The sequence below is a fragment of the Kaistella flava (ex Peng et al. 2021) genome (assembly GCF_015191005.1).
Classification (GTDB): domain Bacteria; phylum Bacteroidota; class Bacteroidia; order Flavobacteriales; family Weeksellaceae; genus Kaistella; species Kaistella flava.
The window spans coordinates 1,193,277-1,210,627 of sequence record NZ_CP040442.1 but is presented as its reverse complement, the minus strand read 5'-3'; the positions used below and the strand labels follow the sequence as shown (position 1 = coordinate 1,210,627).

Genomic DNA, 17,351 nt, shown 5'->3' with positions numbered 1-17,351 from the left:
GGGGCTAAAAATACAGAATTAATTGATGAAAATTGTAATTTACATTTTGCTAAATTGTTCACTTCAATAGATCAATTTCTAAAAGATTATAATCTTTCTTCAATTTGTCTTTTTCTTTTTTAAAAATTTCTAACCAAATTTCAGTTCCTGTTTTCATACTGCCATTGCGATCAGTTTGGTCGGGAATACTCCCCATTAAATCTGCTGCCGGATTTCCACGGTATTCTTTAAACTTCTTTTTAAACATATTATAGTCTACCGATGGTAAATCTTCTAAACTGACAGAGGACGAATAGACAAAGTTTTCTGTGGAGTTTTTTACACCTACTAATTCAAATACATGCTGGTCGTTTTCATCTGCAATTTTTACAATAAGTCCAGGCAGTCGCGAAACTTATAGGGTCCATCGGTAAAAGGAATATCTCTCGTGAAATAAGCAACCCATTTTTTACCTCCAAAAGTGGTTGTTGCCTTTTGAACTTTATACCAGTATTTCGGCAAATTCTGATTCTAAATTATTAAATATTTCATGATTTTTTTTTAAATTAGAAAAGGTTACTTTTTACGCAATCTTTCAACATATAGGAATTAATAGGGTGTCTGGTCAAACTAGTACCAGCATCAGTGCAATACAAATCATTAGAATCTCCGAATGCACCGAAAACTGCAACCGGAACCGGCGCAACAGCAATAAAACCCAGGCCCGACAAATCTAATATCTTCTTTTTTTAGCTGATTTCTTATGATTTCTTTAAGTTTTTTAATAATAAAGATTTTTGTTTTTTACCTACTTTGTAAGCTTTTCAGATACCGCTATAAATTATTTTTCAAAGATGGAATCGTTTAACACCTTTTGCAAGAAAGATATGTCTAAATTGATAAATTCAGTATAATTCAATCGGTAATTGATAAAAATAGGACTAAAACAATAATTTATATAATCAATATTTAACTAATTATAAGATATTTTTATATTCTACAAACAATTTATCGCTAAAATCTGTACTATTGCAAAAACATTGCAACTATGTGGAAAAACCAGTTAACGATTCTCCTGATATTATGTTACAATCTTATAATCTGCCAAAGTGTAGTTGGTTTTAAGATTCCAGACTCCCTTAAAAATAGAAGTGGAAAGGAACTTAATGATGCCTATGATAAGGTATTTCGAATTGATAATGTAAAATCAGAACTGTATGCAAATACAATTCTTCGTAAAGGCAAAATGTCCAAAAATTCTAATTTAATTTATGATGGTTATTATAAAATTGCGCATGTGAAAGGTCTCGCTTCTGAAAATGGACATCCTTTTGCAGATTCTTTATTGCAAATGACAAGAAATTTTATTTCAAATGAATATCCTGCAAAAGCACATATCATAAAAGGTACACTATTATACTATGACTTTAAGTATTCGGATGCGCTCGATTATTTCATTTCTGCTCAAAAACTGGCAAAAGATAAAAATAAAGATCAATATTTTTATGTAAAAAAACTTATTGGTATTCTAAAAACTGCTACAGCAGAAAATGAGGAAGCGCTTCCTCTCTTTATAGAATATTATCAATATGAAAAAAATAAAATAGAAAATAATAACGGAGATATAAAAAACTATATAGGATCTATCTTTTCTCTATCAAACAGCTACAGTAAAAATGAAAAGTATAATAAAAGTAAATTTTACTCTAGTGTAGGTTTAAAAGAATGTCAAAAATATAATGATTATACCTACTATACTTATTTTATACTGTCCGATGGGGTTTCAAATTTCTACTTAAAAAATTACGAAGCAGCGATTAAAAACTTTTTATCCGTAGAAAAGGAATTCTTAAAGAATAAGGATTATGAAAATTTAGCAGTTTCCTATTATTTCCTTGGTAAGACTTATGATCAAACTCAGAGAGAACAAGAAGCGATAAATTATTTTCTAAAGACTGACTCATTATCTTTTGCGTTAAATAAATTTCTACCTGTAACTCGTGATGGATATGAAAGATTAATAGATTATTATAAAAAAGAAGATAATAAGGTTGAACAATTGAAATATATTAATCATTTGTTTTACGCAGATAGTGTAATGGCTAAGAACAATAAATATATTGCGAAAGACATTTACAGGAAATATGACACCCCATTATTACTACAGGATAAAGAGCTGCTAATTAATAAACTAGCAAACAAAAACAATTCGCTGCAGTGGTTTCTTATATTTAGTTCACTATTAGTTCTTGTCTTGACAGTTATATATTTCCGTGCGCGAAAGAGATTACGACGATATCAAAAGCAAGCTATTATTCTTCTGGATAATGTAGAAATTGAGAATAGGAATAAATTGAGCATCGTAGAAAGTGAGAATAGATTAAATAATAATCAAAAAAAGAAAAGCACTTTATCTGATGAGAATTATCACGAAATAAAAACGAAAATAATTAATTTCGAAAGTACTAAAGGTTTTATTCAAAACAATCTAACGTTAGGTGAACTAGCTAAAGATTTAGATACAAACCGGGATTATCTATCAAAATTTATAAATGAGGAAAAAGGAAAAAATTTCTCGCAATATTTAAACGAGTTAAGAATTAATTACATCCTTTTAGAACTAAAAAATAATAAAAAATTAAGAAAATACACCATTAGTGCTATTGCAAGTGAAGCTGGATTTAGCAATTCAGAATCTTTTTCGAATGCTTTTAAAAGAATTACTGGGACTTTACCATCTTTTTACATTAAATTACTGGAAAAAGGAAGTGATACGACAACGCATGATTAATAGTGGTTTAAAAGTTTATTTAAACGACATTGATAAATTTAGAGAATAGTTTATTTATTTTTATAAAAATACACCCTACTTTTATAAAAAATAAATTTAATTCAAAATGATACTATTCTGGATAGAACAGATAAAACAATTTCAGTAATTATTAATCTATAAGTTATTTTTTCAACCGAATTCGCAATAAAAAAAATCAGTTATTTAAAATATAATTTACTGATTTTTTTTTATCATCAAATAATGAAGCAATATTTTTCTTTCTTTTTAATACTATTCTATAGTTTATCATTTTCTCAAAAAATTTCTATAAAACAATTTGAGAAAATTGATTTTAATCAAATTGAGAGCTTGGTACAATATCTCTCTTCGCAAATTCCCCAAAAATACGATGAAAAGGATAAAGCAACTTATTATGATAATATTTTCCGGATAAGCATGGCGGCTGGTAAATATGAGACAGCAATGAAGCAGTTAGATTCGGTTAAAAGTATTTTTATGGAAAGCAATCCGACGATTGCAAATGCAATGGGAACACAACATGAGATTTATATTAAAACTATTGTAAATCCAAATTCGAAAAATAATTTTGAAAAAATTTATAAAAACGAATTTAAAAAAAAGTATGAAGAACTATCTTTAAAATCGCAAATTAGTCTACCGGTCTATTTCAAAGGTGATAGTGATCAAATAAAGAAAGGCGTTGTAGATTTGCTGCAAAAAGAGTTTGTCGGAAAAGATAGTGTTAATGTAAATACTGCTTTGGAACTTTGCAGAGATTACAACGGTTATATTGTAGTAAAAAAATCTTTTCATCTAGCAAATCAATATTTAAAAGAGTTTGACGCGGAAAACTTTACGGTCAAAGACAGTATCCTGATAAAAAACAAATCCAATAGCAATATATCTATAAGGGTAGTGTTAAATAATAAAATTAAAAAACCAGAATCTACGATTATCATCAATACAATTTATGCTGATGAAAATGATATTAATGATGCTAAAGTGAAGGCAAGCTATGGCTATAACTGCGTATACATTTATACTCGAGGAAAACATTTAAGTAATCATAAAATTGAACCTTTTGAACATGAGCAAGAAGATATTAATGAGGTGATTAACTGGATTATTAAGCAACCCTGGAGCAATGGTAAAGTTGGAATGATTGGAGGTAGTTATTTGGGCTTTAGTCAATGGGCAGCAGCCAAAAAATTGCATCCAGCTCTTAAAACCATTATTCCTCAAGCCTCTGTGGGAATTGGTTCTATGGATTTCCCTATGAATAACAATGTCTTTGGCACTTATTCTTTAAGATGGCTGAATTATGTTACAAATAATAAGACAACGGATGCTGAAAATTTTAGAAATGAAGAAAAATGGAACTCAGTTTATAAAAAATGGTATGTAAGTGGAGTTCCTTTCAATAAATTAGATTCTATAAGCGGAAACAGAAACGAAATTTTTCAACGTTGGCTGCAACACCCGAACTATGATCAATTTTGGAAAAATATGGTTCCTTATAAAGAGGAGTTTTCGAAAATTAATATCCCGATTTTAACAATAACTGGATATTATGATTCAGATCAGTTAGGAGCGCTATATTATTTTAGAAATCATAAAAAGTATAACAAAAATGCTAATCATTATTTAATAATTGGTCCTTATGATCATTCCGGAGCGCAAGGTTACATCAAAAATGAATTATTAGGATATAAAATTGACCCTATAGCTGAAATTAACCTGACTGAAATCTGTATGGAATGGTTTGATTATGTGTTGAAAGAAAAGAATAAACCAACATTTTTGAAGGATAAAATTAATTATCATGTGATGGGAACTAATGAATGGAAACATTCTTCATCAATTGAACAATTTGATGAACATCAACTAAAATTTTATTTTCAAAAGCACAATAATCAATTTGTCTTATCTCAATCAAATTCAAAAAAGAGAGAGTTTTCAAGACTGAATATTAATTTTGAAGATAGAAGTGACGCTGATGAATTAATAAAACAGGAATTCAACATTATAAAAAGTTCTATTTATAACAATAACAATCTAACGTTTTCAACAGATACCTTTGATGAGCCATTTGAGTTTTCTGGAAATTTTTCTGGAACCTTTAGAATTTCAGTCAATAAAAGAGATGTTGACCTTAATGTGAAACTATATGAAGTTTTACCAGACGGAAAACATTTTCTGCTTTCCAGTTATTTGGGTAGAGCCAGTTATTCTCAAAATCCTGAAAAAAGAATGTTGCTCACTCCAAACAAGAAAGCCACTATACAAATAAAAAACAATGAATTTGTCAGTAAAAAAATAGAGAAAGGAAGCCGATTATTTGCAGTAATTGGCGTTAACAAAAATCCATTCTGGCAAATAAATTATGGGTCTGGAAAAGAAGTTAGTGAAGAATCAATCGAAGACGCAAAAGAACCTTTAGAAATTAAGTTTTATAATGACAGTTATATAAAAATCCCGATTTCACAAAACTAAATGGCCAATTTTTCTATCAATTTTTCAATAATTTGTTGCAAGAGCTCCTGTTTTATCCTGCAAAAAAGTCCAAAATCTATTTTTAGAAGAAGAATTAAAAAATTACAATATTATACGATAAATGTTGATCTTGATGGTAGTATTACCTTTTTGAAATTTGATAAAACAAATAAAATAGGAGCTAGTATATTTGATTTTAAAGTAAAAACTCTTCTGGACAAGTTGAAATGATCACTGATGGTCGCTTTGATGAAAGATCTCTTTAAAAGCAAAAATATAATTTTCCGCATGGCGTGTAAGTTAAAAAGTTGAGGCTTGGATTATAATCTGAGTCTTTCTTCAAATAAATGCATCAATTTATTGAGTACGATAATGTATTTCTGTGGTGCCTTTTTAATAGGAGGTTTCGAAATTTTATTTAACAGATTGATTGTAAATTTTAAGTTTATCTCTTTCAATCGGATTGTTTATTAACATTATCTCGTCTGATAATGCCTCTTCAATGTTTTTCTTACTTTTATCAACATGCATCACGTTACCATCTTTAAGTACAAAAGAATATCCATTTGGTAACACAACCATTTTATCAATGTTATTATTAACATTTTGTGCAGTTTCTGCCATAAGTTTATAGTATTGATTCCATGAAATAGTTTTTTCTTGAAGAGTCGTATTAGGTTTGACTTTAGAAATGTTTTTTATTTCTATTAATTCAAAAGAATGTTCATTTTCAGAGTCATTTATTTGTATAACTAATCCTGGCAAACCATTGAATTTATAGGGACCATCCTGTAATGGTATTTCATTTGTGAACCATGCAGTCCATTCTCGGCCTAGATATTTTACAGTTGCTTTTTGGCATTTATAATTAGAAACTGTTTTTTTTTCGTTAATAATTTTCCATTTTGGCTTGTCTTTCTCTTCAATTTTGAAATTTATATTACCATATTTTATATGAACTGCAACTTCATTCAAAAGATAATCTTTTGAAATACGGTAATTCAAATTGGGGTTATATCTTGGGAAATCGAATCTATTTAGTTTTTCAATAATATTTATGAGCGAATCAGTTTTCTTTAGTGATTGACTATAATAATCCGATCTGTTTCCATCTGTATCAAGTTGCATATAATCTGTAAGAATTAAATCTTTTTTTTGAGAATCTGGGACGTATTTGTATTCGTAAACAAACTGCTTCGTTTGCGAAAAATATAAACTGGAGAGAAATATTAAAATTATGGAGAATTTGTTCATTGCTTTTCTATTTGATTAAAATGATGAAATATTATACTATTATCAATATATAAAATACAAAAGAACGGAATATTAAGAATATTTTCATCATTAAAGTTCCCAAGATTGATAAATCTTGGGAATAGTATATTTGAAATCGTTGGAAATTAGAACTTTGTATTTTATTCCTATTGGACAATTTTCAAATAATAGGAAGGAAGTGTATCGTTTTTTTTAAATAAATTAGTGAACGATTCCGAATTGTTGAAGCTGGCTTCTCTCGCAATTCTAATAATGATCAATTATTGCCCTTAGAAAAGCTATTGTTAATTATTTCGTTCACAATTGAAGGAGTTGCAAAAGAGGAATTTTTTGAAGGTTTTTCTGTGCCTCGAAATAAAGAAATCATGCGGATTTTCAAAGATCTGGATTTGGTAGAGCAACTCTGTTCAGGTATTCCTCGTATTTTACAATTTTATAAGAAGGAATCATTTCAATTTTCGGAGAATTTTTTAAGAATTGGTCTGCCTAGAAATGTTGATGAAAAAGGTGGTCAAGATGGTGGTCAAGTAGGTAGTCAAGAGAGTGGTCAAGTTGATCTTTTTAAAATTGAAATGACTCCTTCACAAAATCAGGTTTTTAGTTTGATAGGTGAAAATCCGAAAATATCTAGAAGAGAACTAGCGAAAAATCTAAAGATTAATGAATCAGCGATTCAAAAACATAGAAATAATTTGAAAGACAAGAAGGTCATTCAAAGAGTATGGAAGACGAATGGCTACGGGGAAATAATGAGAACTAATTGATCAAGATTCAAAATAAATATATGCAACTAAAACTATAAATATCGAATGTCAGCAGCAGGCAATACAGTCTGTGGTGAAAGTATTTGATGGAAATACCCGAAACACTTTTGATAATGCAAACCTTGAGGGAGTCCGATCCAATTTTTCTAATTTAGATTTAGAGGAATTTCAAGAAAATATTAGAAATGTTGCCCAAGAAAATGGGCTGTTATCTGAGATTATAATCTTATAAATTTTTGAAGAAAGTCCATTCCTTGTATTATTATATGGATGTATTCTTTAAAGTTGCTCCAAATTATAGCGATAAAGTTTCCTAAATTGGTATAAATTGTATCTGTATTTGCAGGAAATTGCAAGTAATAATAAGAGTAGCCGTTGAACTAAAACAAGGCGACCTTCCACAATCGGTAATCGTTGAATTCGTCGTTGACAAAGAAAAACTATCGAATTCTTACTATTATTGTAAATGATATATTTTTTTTGTCATTTTAATATGAGTAAAATGAACATAGGATATTTTATAACCTGCGCAAAAACGACTTATCTAATTGTAACGATTCCGTCAGTATTTCCTGCATCAAACGGTAATAGTACGTGCTTCATTTCCCATACCTGTGTAAAATAAACAAAGGTACCTGTGTCAAATAGGTACAGGTTTCATTACAAATATAGTTTTATACCAGATGGTAATAAGAAAGATTCCATTGTTCAAGATATAATGACCCTCGATGTTGACCTTAGTAAAAAAGAATCTAATTTTTATAATGACGCAAAAAGATATAACTACTCAATTTTAAGTAAAAATGGGGCAAATGCTGTACAACGGCTGTTTTTTCTACAACACAATTCTAACCTCACGTATAATATATCCAAAGATTTGTTGAAGGACAAAATGATATACCGTACAGTTTATGCTGGAATTCGAATGAAAATCACCGAAAAAAATCGTCCGATATGGATTCTTGCGAATGAAGAAAAAAAAATTGGAGATTATCTATGTCAGAAAGCACAAACAAATTATAAAGGGCGAAGTTGGATTGCTTGGGTTACAAAATAAGTTCCGGTTTCTGAAGGTCCATATAAATTTTCAGGATTACCAGGATTAATTGTTGAAATCTATGATGAAGGAAATAACCACGAATTTAGCTTAATAGAAGTTATAAAAAATGAAAATATAGAATTACATGATTTTTCAAAAAAAAAAAAAGAAATAACCCAAATGCAGTTGAATAAGCTTATTGACGAAGGATACAAAGATACTAATGCAAACATCAGGGAAATGCACATTTCAAATAGCAATTATACATTCCTATTGAATGATGGAAACATCTTGAAAATTCGAAAAGACATAAAAAATTTAGACAATGAACTTTCAAAACAAATGCGGCGTATGACGAATTCTATTGAAATTGAAAAATAATAATTATACTTATCTTTAAATATAATATCTACTTGGATTATCAACCAATCAAAATCATCAATGTAAAAGAGTGAAATTTTTTCGAATTCTTTCAGAACTATTTTATATTATTCAGAATTAGAAAATGGGATTTTTTAAAATTTAAGATAACAAAAATGACCTTTTTTCAGTAGATCATTTCCACACAGTAAAACATGTATGAAGAACCAAAGATAATTTGAATTAATTAATGAAATTATACAATGATAGAAAATCAATCCTGCATTTTCTCGATTTATTTAAAATCGGAATTATTTATTACGGACTACAAGATTTAAATAAGCGATTAATTATTTTGATAAGTCTTTACAACAATACCCTAATTTTTCAGATGCCCAATTCTACAAAGCGCAAACTTATTATTTTCTAAATGATAAAAAGAAAGGCATTAAAACTGTTTATAAAATCTTCAGATAATTTTCAAAAAAGATATACCATAATAGAATACAATGCAGCATATGAAGAATATCCCTATTAGATAAAGAAGTAGAAATTTCGTAATTATTGTGATATCCTAGATTTTAATAAATAAGTTTTATATTTTTATTTTGAAACAAATTCCATTCTATAAGCAACCTGATGCCAAAGACTGCGGCCCCACTTGCTTACGAATTGTAATTAAATTTTATGGAAAAACCATTCCCTTACAGCAAATCCGTAACCTTTCAGAAACCACAAGAGAAGGAAGTTCTTTACTGGGAAGTGATGCCGTTGAAAATTTGGGTTTTAGAAGTTTATATTGATTGCAATATCATCGTGTTGTAATAATTTTTTTGAGCTCGCTTTTCACTATTGTAGTTTATTAATCTTTTAAAACGATATTTTACAAAACACTAAAAATCAAACATTTAAAATGACCTTTATTCCAAGATTTATCAATTTCGATATACAATTGTACTTCTGTAAAAGTTTTATTTATAGTTTTGAACTGTCAATAATGACACAAAATAATTTAAAACATTTCTAATTATGAAAAAATTAAGCTTAGATGATTTAAAAAAAAGGTAAATTATTTAAAAAGGTAATTAACAATTTGGATCTACTTAAAGGAGGATCTGTAGCACCTGCGGAATTTTGTCATGTCGTATTAGGTCAGTCTTGGGGGAAGCCTGAAGATAAAATGAAATGGACATAGTACAATAGAAAATATCCCAAAAGTCAAAAACATAATGATTTTATCATTTCAAAAAAAATATTTTATCAAATATTTTTTGAATTTGAAATAGAAACTTTTGGGATAGTTTCTTAAATTCTTAATATGAAAATAGATTTTATAGAACTTGAAAAAAATATAATAGAGTTTGGTTTAGATCAATTGTCTGACTCTTTAAAAGCCTTATTATATGAATATGATCAAAGTATATTTGATGATTTTTATTTTGACTCTAATTATTTGGAACCTCAATTGTTTTATCTTTTTTCAAAAAAAAATATAGATTCTCCATTGCAATATATTTTAAATAAATATATGAATAAGGAAAAGTCTGTAATATTTGATTGAAAACCCTTACAAAATTCATTATATACCAGGTTATGGGACAACTCAAAATATTAATGATAAAAAATTAGTTTTTAAAGATGGGTCATTTTATAATTTACATGGAAAAAATATAGAAATAGAAGCAGATATAAAAATTTCTGAATCTGATATTTGTCTATGCTCATCCGTACCAAATGTACTTGTTAATTATACTAAAGGTATATCCTACCAAGGTATTTATAAAACTATTTTAAATAGTATACCAAACATTGAAACAGCATGGAAAAATATTACAACATATTCGCCAGATTTTGGAGACTGTATTAACAAATCAACAAAAGAAATATCAATTAGTAATTTCCCAGAAATGCCATCATTTGCTTCTAGAGCTTATTTCGGAACTTCCTTCATTAATATTCATAATCAAACCCTACGGATTTTTTTTTTATGGACGAAATAGCTCATCAGTCAGGTCACACAATATTTTATTTATGCACATTAAACCCCAATGATTATTTTAAATATCCTTTCAATACTCCTTTAAAAAATATAAATGGTAGTGTATATGAAACGAGAGAGATTTATGGGTGTTTTCATAGTATGTTTACACTATGTACCATAATTCATACACTCAACAATTATTTTTCAAGTGGGGAATTTGAAAAAAATACAAAAATTGAATTAATTGGAAGAATTGGTTTTTATTTAAACAAACTAATTTTTGACGTTAATAATTTGGCTAATTGCGACATTTTTACAAATGAGGGGCTCTTATATTACGAGATGTTCAGAAAAAATAGCATTTTTTATTCTGATTTATATGAAGGACTGTTTAAAAAACTTTCATTTGAAAATCAGAATTATTATTTTAATTTAGATGTTTTTATGAATGAAAATAAAAAATTTATTAATGAAAAAAATATTATTGTTTAGCGTTTTACTATATGTAGCCACATATTCACAAAAAATAAATAAGAATCAAGTATATGATAAATATTTAAAAAATGGTGCATATCAAGGTTCTTATTATAACCCAAAGTATCAAAAATATCTTGACTCTGCGTTAGTTTTATTGCCTAAAGACCCTTATTTATGGCAACAAAAATCAATGCCTTATTTTAAGAAAAAACAATATGAATTAGGTTTTTTGGCACTTGATAATGCAGTAAAATATGATGATGAGTATTACACATATCATAGTTATCATGCCTTCATAAAGTGTATTTTTGAAAAAAATTACACAGATGCAGTAAATGAGTTTGATGCACTAATAAAATTTTACCCAAAGGGTATTATAATGGATCATTCCTATTATTTTTATAAATCCTTATCTTTAATTCAATTAAATAGATTGAATGAAGCAGAAGAAAATTTAAATATTTCTTTAAATTTATTTAAAGGCAATATTGAACCTCATTTTTTGGAATTATTTTATATGGGTATTATATGTTATGAGAAAGAGGATTATGAAAAAGGCATACAGTTTTTTGACAAGAGCCTTAAGCAATACCCTAAGTTTTCAGATGCTCTTTATTATAAGGCTAAATGTCTTTATAATATTAATCAACCTGATAAGGCATTTGAAATTCTCAAAAAGTCTAAGGAATTTTTATCTGAAAAATATACAATAAATGAAGATAATGCTTTTTATGAAGATTACCCATATCAAATTAAATCTTGGATGGTTGATAATTTAATTCAACAAATGGGGGTCGTTATTAAACAAAGGTAATCACCGTTAATTTAGATTTCTTGAACAAATTCCCCTTTTACCGCCAACCCGACAATAAAGATTGCGGACCAACTTGCCTACGTATAATAAGTAAATTTTACGGCAAAACTATTCAGTTGCAGCAAATCCGCAACCTTTCAGAAACGACAAGAGAAGGAAGTTCTTTACTCGGTTTAAGCGATGCCGCAGAAAATTTGGGTTTCCGAAGTTTGGGAGTGCAAATCGACTTCACTACTTTGGTTGAAGAAGTTCCTCTTCCTTGTATTGTCCACTGGAATAAGCAACACTTTGTTGTGGTTTATAAAATTGATAAAACAGGAAGAATTTATATCTCTGATCCGAGTTATGGTTTAATCACTTACCAAAAGCAAGAATTCATCAAGTTCTGGATTGGCGAAAATGCAAATGAAAACACAGAGTTTATGAATAAATATAGGTGATTTTTAAACCTGCGTAAAGTAGGACAAGGTTAAACCTGCATAAAATAAACATAGGTACGATCGTTGAACCTGTAAAATAAAACCAGTTACCTGCGTAATAAATATACAGCTACCTGCATAAAAAGAATACAGGTTAAAATTATTATTATTTGATTTACAGTGAGATAAATGATTTTTTCTTTACAAGCAATAAATAATATTCTTTCAAAATCACAGCGTTCCATTAACGACTGTTTCCATTGAAAACAAGTGAAATAGTAAAAGACACTAATTACCAATACTATATATGGATTTTCAGACCTCTAAAAAATAAGGATTCATTTTTAGCAAGATGTGTCTTTGTATATACAAACTTTCGCAAGTTTTATATCCAAAGACTATCTTGCTTTTTTTGCAAAAAGGGGAAAAAACTGCGGAACTTGTTTTTTTTATTTTATTAGAATTTTTAAAGTAATATTCCAAATTAACCCAATGTATTCTTTTTTAATCTTTTCAAAATCCAGATGAATCCAGATTGTTCTTATTTAGCCCAAACGCTTTGATTACTATTGTTTTAGACGGTTTTAACCCTCAATTTTGTCTCGAAGTTTTTAATCAAAATACAGATGAGAAAATTGATTTATTTTTTATTATTGCTAATAGCAATATCCGTTGAGGGACAAGTTGGTATCAATACGCAAACTCCAGAAGCTACATTAGAAGTGGTAGGAAAACCAAATGATGTGAATCATTTTGATGGAATTATTCCTCCACAAATCACGGGTGATCAGTTAGCGAAAAAATCTTATTCTTCAACAAAAAAGGGTGCTATCATCTTTGTAACAACTGTAGCATCTATTCTCTCGGGACAGGTCATTCATGTAACCGAACCGGGCATATATTATTTTGATGGTAGTCTATGGCAATCTTTTTCAAAAGAAAAGCCACCGATTGAATGCAGAATTGTATTGACATTTGACCATAACAGCGCCGCAGGTCTTACCACAACCTCTACCTGGTCTGAACCCGTTAACTATTCGGGAAATCCGAACGTCTATTTAACAGCTCTTAAATCTTATACGATAGGAACGAAAAATTACGGTGGTTTAAAAGGATCAGTATTATTTAGAAAAGTTCAAGGAATCGTCAATGTATTTTTTCAAATCTACAGATCAAGTGAATCAGAGCCAATATTGGATGACGCCTTTATTAATATCGGAAATATTTACAGTGATATCGGTTATATTCCTAATCAGATTGTTTTACTGCATACCGAAAATTCAACCCAATTTTTTCCCGCACTACTTGAAAATTTTGCGATACAAATTCCGAAAAGCTCTTTAGAAGCAATATCTAAGACCTACTATACCTACGGAGAAATTCAAGGGTACTCCAATTGGACCAAACCCTATTTACCTTAAATTAAAAATATTATTGGTCTTATTATTCAGAAGAATATTCGGGAATATTTAAAAATAAGATGGTGAAAGAAAAACTGATAATTCTACGAATTCAGAATTCTAAAAAAGAAGATTGGCAAAAACACTGTGCGAAAAGAAATATTTCTCTGACGAGCTTAATCATCAATTCAGTAGAAGGTAGAATTCTGGACGACGAAAGAAGAAAAATAATAGTGTTCATTGAAAAGCAGGATAACCTATTTGTAAAAATTGAAACCAACATTAATCAGGTTGCAAAAATCGTGAATGGACAAAAATTCATAAGTGAAATAGAATTAAAGAAATTTTCAGAAAAGTTATCAGAAATAGCAATTCTTAAAAAACAGCAAAATGAAACGTTTGAAAAAATTTACTCTTTGCTTGCAAAATGATTGTTAAGGTTATGGCTGCGGCGGGTTCGAGTTTTCCCGGAGTCAATTACAACGATAAGAAAATTGATAAAGGAAGCGGAGAATTAATGCTGATGAAAAATTTCCCATCATTCATTAATGAGTCCAGTAAGAAAGAGCAAGTCAGAGATTATTTGAGAGCGATTTCAATTGGGAATAAAAAAGTACTAAAACCTCAGTTTCACGCCATGATCTCGACCAAATTTCAGGAACATTCGAAAGAGGAGTTGGCGAAGATTGCAGAAAATTTCATGGATGAAATGGGTTACGGAAAACAGCCATTTACAGTAGTTTTTCATAATGACACCGATAATAACCATGTGCATATGGTTACTACAAGAGTGGACAAAACAACCGGGAAGAAGATTAATGATAGCTATGAAAAGCTAAAATCACAAAAAGCGTTGGCTCAAGTGATGGAAAAAATATACGGACTCAATGAGGATGAAAAATTAAACAAATTATTGAAATACAAGATCAGTTCTCTTAACCAACTGGAAACTTTACTCGAAAGAAGCGGATACAAAATGGTCAAAAATAAGAAAGATGAAAACGCTTTTGATATTCTAAAAAACGGAGTGAAACAGAAAACTATTGATGGTAATCAAATCATTTTTGACCACCAAAAGAATGACAACAGGAAAAATCAAATCAAAGCTATTTTGATAAAATATAAAGAGATTCATTCGAATAGAGTTTTTAAAGTGGAAGATAATAGGAGGCAAGAATCAATGCTACCAGATGAAAAATTAGCTCCTCGAGAAAATCATTCAAAAATGAAAATTGAGTTTGAAAGTGAACTTCAAAAAAAGCTGAAAGACATTTTTGGAATAGATATAATTTTTCATCAAAAAGAAGATTTAAAACCGTTTGGGTACACTTTGATTGACCACAAATCTGGAAAGGTATATAAAGGAAGTGAAGTGTTGAAAATGAATGAATTGTTTGAATTTACTTCTGATAAAATTGATAAAAAGCTTTTTGAAATATTGAAGGATTACAATATTCCCAATCTAGAGTCAAAAATGATTCTACTTGAATTTTTAAAAATAAAAAATCCAGTAGCCGGATTACAAGATTTTATGCTTTTTGAAAACAGAGGAAAAAAAGATTTGGATACCTATAGAAAAGTTCAAAATGAAGTAAGGGATTTTATTAAAACGAAGGGAAAAGTGAATGATTGTATTTCTATTACAAAAAGTGAGGATGGAAAAGTGTACGCAGTTCACACCAGATTCCATTATATCGGAGAACTTCGATCATTATTGGGAGAAAATGAATACCAAAGATATTTCAATCCAGAAAGTGTTTTCAATATGGAAATAGAAAACCGACCTCAAAATAATGAAAAAAATGAGATTATAAAAGCAGTAGATGAAATGTTATTTGAATTGATGAAGAGTACGATAACTGCAAAAGATCCTGCTGAGAATGAACTTAAAAAGAAACGAAAACGTAGAAAATAAAAACGGAAAAAATGATTATCACTTTTGCAACTCAGAAAGGAGGAACCGGTAAAACTACACTTGCCATTGCCTTCGCTAATTACATTTCGACAATTTCAAAAAGAAAGCTTAATGTCTTTGATTTTGATTTTCAAAAATCATTTTACCACAAATGGAAGGAAGATGAAGCGCTGAATCTTCCAAAGCTTTACGAAGTGGAAATTATAGAGGAGGAAGTGGAGCAGCCGTTTTCCGATTTTGAAACCATTATTGGACTTAAAGAGAGTGAAGATATTAACCTGTTTGACTTGGCAGGAACGCTGGATGAAAAATATATCGATTTATTGATTTATAGCGATTTCATCATTATCCCTTTTGAATATTCTGATGTCTCTGCAAAATCAACTTTAGTATTTGTCAATTTAATGGGACAGTTAGAAAGCCAGGCGGAACGAATTTTTATCCGGTCAAAATATGATAAAGGCTATAAATATCTTAATCAGGAAGGAATGGATTCGGAAATAGTAAAATATGGTCTTCTATTGAAGAACCCTGTTTTTAAAAGGAATTGTCTACAAACAATTAGTACGAGAGAATTAACGAAACATCAAAAATATGCAGTTAAAAACTCATTGGATGAGCTCATTAATTGCATCAACGGATCGCTGGAAATTTCGCTTTAATAAAAAATGTTACCAGAAAAAACACTTGAAACAAATGACACAATTTATCATTATTCTACTCGCACTTTATGCACTCTATTACGTTGGGAATATCGTCTATGACCTCTTTCTTAAAAAAGAATCTGCTGTGAATTCTGAAGAGAATGAAGACTTTTATCACCTTGATTTTGAGGAGTTAAACAAAACCGAAGTCACAACTGTAGGTATTGAAGATGTCGAAAATTTAAATACTCCAAAATCATTTAGTCAACGTGAATTTCCAATTGAAACAACGCTGTTAGAAGAAAGACAAAATATGGATCATTGGAGAGAACGGTTTGAATCTGAACAAAACATTGATTCGTTTAATGCTAAAAAATTGATAGAACCAACCGAAGAAAAAATTATTGAAGATTCCGAACTAAAGTTTGAAGAGAAACTTGATTCCGTAATAATCGACGATGAACGAATTCAGAACCAACAAAATGACGAAGTGAATTTAGCAATCAAAAAATTAAATAGTGACCGATGGAAGAAAATGTTAAATCTAGCTGAAACCAATGTTCAATTAATTAAGAACATCGATGGATTCAAAGTTTATCAATCATCCGCAATGTAAATCAATAATAATTTTTAACCCTTAATTTTTTAACATGATGAATCAAGAATTCAAAAAACACAAAATGATGAAAAGAGCAATAACTGTTTTTGCGATTGTTCTGTCCTTAACTCCTGCATTTGCACAATCTGGTGGTAGTGCGGCTTTAGGTGCAGCAGCCTCAACTATTTCCGGTTATATCACCGATTTGGGATTGCTGATTTATGCCATTGGTGCCATCGTAGGAACGGTCGGAGGAATTAGGATTTACAACAAATGGACGAATGGAGACCAAGACATCAACAAAGAAATTGTTGGTTGGGGAGGTGCCTGTATTTTCCTTTTGCTAGTTCCAACATTTATTGCGGCAATATTCTAATGGGATATTTCCTTTATAAGGGG

At 29.4% G+C, this 17,351-nt stretch carries 17 protein-coding genes and 3 pseudogenes; 17 read left to right on the top strand and 3 right to left on the bottom strand.

The features are described 5' to 3' along the window. Nucleotides 1-58 precede the first annotated feature (58 nt). Nucleotides 59-247: a hypothetical protein gene (locus Q73A0000_RS05480; RefSeq protein WP_193813766.1), complete on the bottom strand. Its 189-nt coding sequence runs from the start codon at nucleotides 245-247 to the stop codon at nucleotides 59-61. A 119-nt stretch (nucleotides 248-366) separates the two neighbouring features. After that, nucleotides 367-501, bottom strand: a complete 135-nt coding sequence (locus Q73A0000_RS17075; RefSeq protein ID WP_262892927.1) for a hypothetical protein — start codon at nucleotides 499-501, stop codon at nucleotides 367-369. Between the two features lie 526 nt (nucleotides 502-1,027). Between Q73A0000_RS17075 and Q73A0000_RS05470 the strand changes: the two genes are divergently transcribed. Together Q73A0000_RS05470 and Q73A0000_RS05465 are read left to right on the top strand one after the other, a co-directional pair. After that, on the top strand, nucleotides 1,028-2,770 hold the full coding sequence (locus tag Q73A0000_RS05470) for a helix-turn-helix domain-containing protein (RefSeq protein WP_193813063.1): 1,743 nt from the start codon (nucleotides 1,028-1,030) through the stop codon (nucleotides 2,768-2,770). A gap of 243 nt (nucleotides 2,771-3,013) precedes the next feature. Beyond that, nucleotides 3,014-5,266 carry a CocE/NonD family hydrolase gene (locus Q73A0000_RS05465; protein ID WP_193813062.1) on the top strand — a complete coding sequence of 751 codons (2,253 nt, stop codon included), beginning with the start codon at nucleotides 3,014-3,016 and terminating at the stop codon, nucleotides 5,264-5,266. 414 nt (nucleotides 5,267-5,680) lie between these two features. On the opposite strand, the gene Q73A0000_RS05460 is transcribed toward Q73A0000_RS05465, so the two are convergent. Beyond that, the gene (locus Q73A0000_RS05460; RefSeq protein WP_193813061.1) at nucleotides 5,681-6,520 is read right to left on the bottom strand and encodes a GLPGLI family protein; all 840 of its coding nucleotides are present in this window, start codon (nucleotides 6,518-6,520) and stop codon (nucleotides 5,681-5,683) included. 284 nt (nucleotides 6,521-6,804) lie between these two features. On the opposite strand from Q73A0000_RS05460, the gene Q73A0000_RS05455 reads away from it, so the two are divergent. The 15 genes and pseudogenes from Q73A0000_RS05455 (at nucleotide 6,805) to Q73A0000_RS05380 (ending at nucleotide 17,328) form a co-directional block, all read left to right on the top strand. Further along, nucleotides 6,805-7,305, top strand: a complete 501-nt coding sequence (locus tag Q73A0000_RS05455; RefSeq protein ID WP_193813060.1) for a winged helix-turn-helix transcriptional regulator — start codon at nucleotides 6,805-6,807, stop codon at nucleotides 7,303-7,305. A 637-nt stretch (nucleotides 7,306-7,942) separates the two neighbouring features. Beyond that, nucleotides 7,943-8,488, top strand: a pseudogene (locus tag Q73A0000_RS05450) (GLPGLI family protein); the annotation flags it as partial. Between the two features lie 36 nt (nucleotides 8,489-8,524). Continuing rightward, nucleotides 8,525-8,725, top strand: a complete 201-nt coding sequence (locus tag Q73A0000_RS16930; RefSeq protein ID WP_244140868.1) for a hypothetical protein — start codon at nucleotides 8,525-8,527, stop codon at nucleotides 8,723-8,725. Between the two features lie 587 nt (nucleotides 8,726-9,312). Further along, a pseudogene (locus tag Q73A0000_RS17180) lies at nucleotides 9,313-9,501 on the top strand (cysteine peptidase family C39 domain-containing protein); the annotation flags it as partial. A 521-nt stretch (nucleotides 9,502-10,022) separates the two neighbouring features. After that, entirely contained in the window at nucleotides 10,023-10,265 is a 243-nt protein-coding gene (locus Q73A0000_RS05430; RefSeq protein WP_193813057.1) for a hypothetical protein, read from the top strand. After that, entirely contained in the window at nucleotides 10,258-10,704 is a 447-nt protein-coding gene (locus Q73A0000_RS05425) for a hypothetical protein (protein ID WP_193813056.1), read from the top strand. Before Q73A0000_RS05430 ends, Q73A0000_RS05425 begins: the two co-directional genes overlap by 8 nt. Beyond that, nucleotides 10,692-11,177, top strand: coding sequence for a hypothetical protein (locus Q73A0000_RS05420; RefSeq protein WP_193813055.1), 486 nt, complete (start codon nucleotides 10,692-10,694; stop codon nucleotides 11,175-11,177). Before Q73A0000_RS05425 ends, Q73A0000_RS05420 begins: the two co-directional genes overlap by 13 nt. After that, a complete protein-coding gene (locus tag Q73A0000_RS05415; RefSeq protein ID WP_193813054.1) occupies nucleotides 11,155-11,976 on the top strand; it encodes a tetratricopeptide repeat protein in 822 nt (273 codons plus the stop codon). The genes Q73A0000_RS05420 and Q73A0000_RS05415 overlap by 23 nt, the downstream gene beginning before the upstream one ends. Before the next feature lie 20 nt (nucleotides 11,977-11,996). Beyond that, nucleotides 11,997-12,395, top strand: a pseudogene (locus Q73A0000_RS05410) (cysteine peptidase family C39 domain-containing protein); the annotation flags it as partial. A 626-nt stretch (nucleotides 12,396-13,021) separates the two neighbouring features. Then, nucleotides 13,022-13,816: a hypothetical protein gene (locus tag Q73A0000_RS05405; protein ID WP_193813053.1), complete on the top strand. Its 795-nt coding sequence runs from the start codon at nucleotides 13,022-13,024 to the stop codon at nucleotides 13,814-13,816. Nucleotides 13,817-13,875: 59 nt separating this feature from the next. Beyond that, on the top strand, nucleotides 13,876-14,226 hold the full coding sequence (locus tag Q73A0000_RS05400; protein ID WP_193813052.1) for a hypothetical protein: 351 nt from the start codon (nucleotides 13,876-13,878) through the stop codon (nucleotides 14,224-14,226). After that, nucleotides 14,223-15,710, top strand: a complete 1,488-nt coding sequence (locus tag Q73A0000_RS05395; RefSeq protein ID WP_193813051.1) for a relaxase/mobilization nuclease domain-containing protein — start codon at nucleotides 14,223-14,225, stop codon at nucleotides 15,708-15,710. The genes Q73A0000_RS05400 and Q73A0000_RS05395 overlap by 4 nt, the downstream gene beginning before the upstream one ends. Before the next feature lie 11 nt (nucleotides 15,711-15,721). Then, complete coding sequence (locus Q73A0000_RS05390; protein WP_193813050.1) at nucleotides 15,722-16,372, top strand: ParA family protein; 651 nt, start codon at nucleotides 15,722-15,724, stop codon at nucleotides 16,370-16,372. Between the two features lie 34 nt (nucleotides 16,373-16,406). Next, on the top strand, nucleotides 16,407-16,970 hold the full coding sequence (locus Q73A0000_RS05385; RefSeq protein ID WP_193813049.1) for a hypothetical protein: 564 nt from the start codon (nucleotides 16,407-16,409) through the stop codon (nucleotides 16,968-16,970). Nucleotides 16,971-17,004: 34 nt separating this feature from the next. Then, nucleotides 17,005-17,328, top strand: coding sequence for a DUF4134 domain-containing protein (locus Q73A0000_RS05380; protein WP_410504124.1), 324 nt, complete (start codon nucleotides 17,005-17,007; stop codon nucleotides 17,326-17,328). Nucleotides 17,329-17,351 lie beyond the last annotated feature (23 nt).

Bases quoted from the DNA above. Each gene is read 5' to 3' on its own strand.
- Q73A0000_RS05480 (WP_193813766.1), bottom strand. From the start codon at position 247: ATGTTTAAAAAGAAGTTTAAAGAATACCGTGGAAATCCGGCAGCAGAT.
- Q73A0000_RS05470 (WP_193813063.1), top strand. From the start codon at position 1,028: ATGTGGAAAAACCAGTTAACGATTCTCCTGATATTATGTTACAATCTT.
- Q73A0000_RS05465 (WP_193813062.1), top strand. From the start codon at position 3,014: ATGAAGCAATATTTTTCTTTCTTTTTAATACTATTCTATAGTTTATCA.
- Q73A0000_RS05460 (WP_193813061.1), bottom strand. From the start codon at position 6,520: ATGAACAAATTCTCCATAATTTTAATATTTCTCTCCAGTTTATATTTT.
- Q73A0000_RS16930 (WP_244140868.1), top strand. From the start codon at position 8,525: ATGCAGTTGAATAAGCTTATTGACGAAGGATACAAAGATACTAATGCA.
- Q73A0000_RS05430 (WP_193813057.1), top strand. From the start codon at position 10,023: ATGAAAATAGATTTTATAGAACTTGAAAAAAATATAATAGAGTTTGGT.
- Q73A0000_RS05420 (WP_193813055.1), top strand. From the start codon at position 10,692: ATGGACGAAATAGCTCATCAGTCAGGTCACACAATATTTTATTTATGC.
- Q73A0000_RS05415 (WP_193813054.1), top strand. From the start codon at position 11,155: ATGAAAAAAATATTATTGTTTAGCGTTTTACTATATGTAGCCACATAT.
- Q73A0000_RS05405 (WP_193813053.1), top strand. From the start codon at position 13,022: ATGAGAAAATTGATTTATTTTTTATTATTGCTAATAGCAATATCCGTT.
- Q73A0000_RS05400 (WP_193813052.1), top strand. From the start codon at position 13,876: ATGGTGAAAGAAAAACTGATAATTCTACGAATTCAGAATTCTAAAAAA.
- Q73A0000_RS05395 (WP_193813051.1), top strand. From the start codon at position 14,223: ATGATTGTTAAGGTTATGGCTGCGGCGGGTTCGAGTTTTCCCGGAGTC.
- Q73A0000_RS05390 (WP_193813050.1), top strand. From the start codon at position 15,722: ATGATTATCACTTTTGCAACTCAGAAAGGAGGAACCGGTAAAACTACA.
- Q73A0000_RS05385 (WP_193813049.1), top strand. From the start codon at position 16,407: ATGACACAATTTATCATTATTCTACTCGCACTTTATGCACTCTATTAC.
- Q73A0000_RS05380 (WP_410504124.1), top strand. From the start codon at position 17,005: ATGATGAATCAAGAATTCAAAAAACACAAAATGATGAAAAGAGCAATA.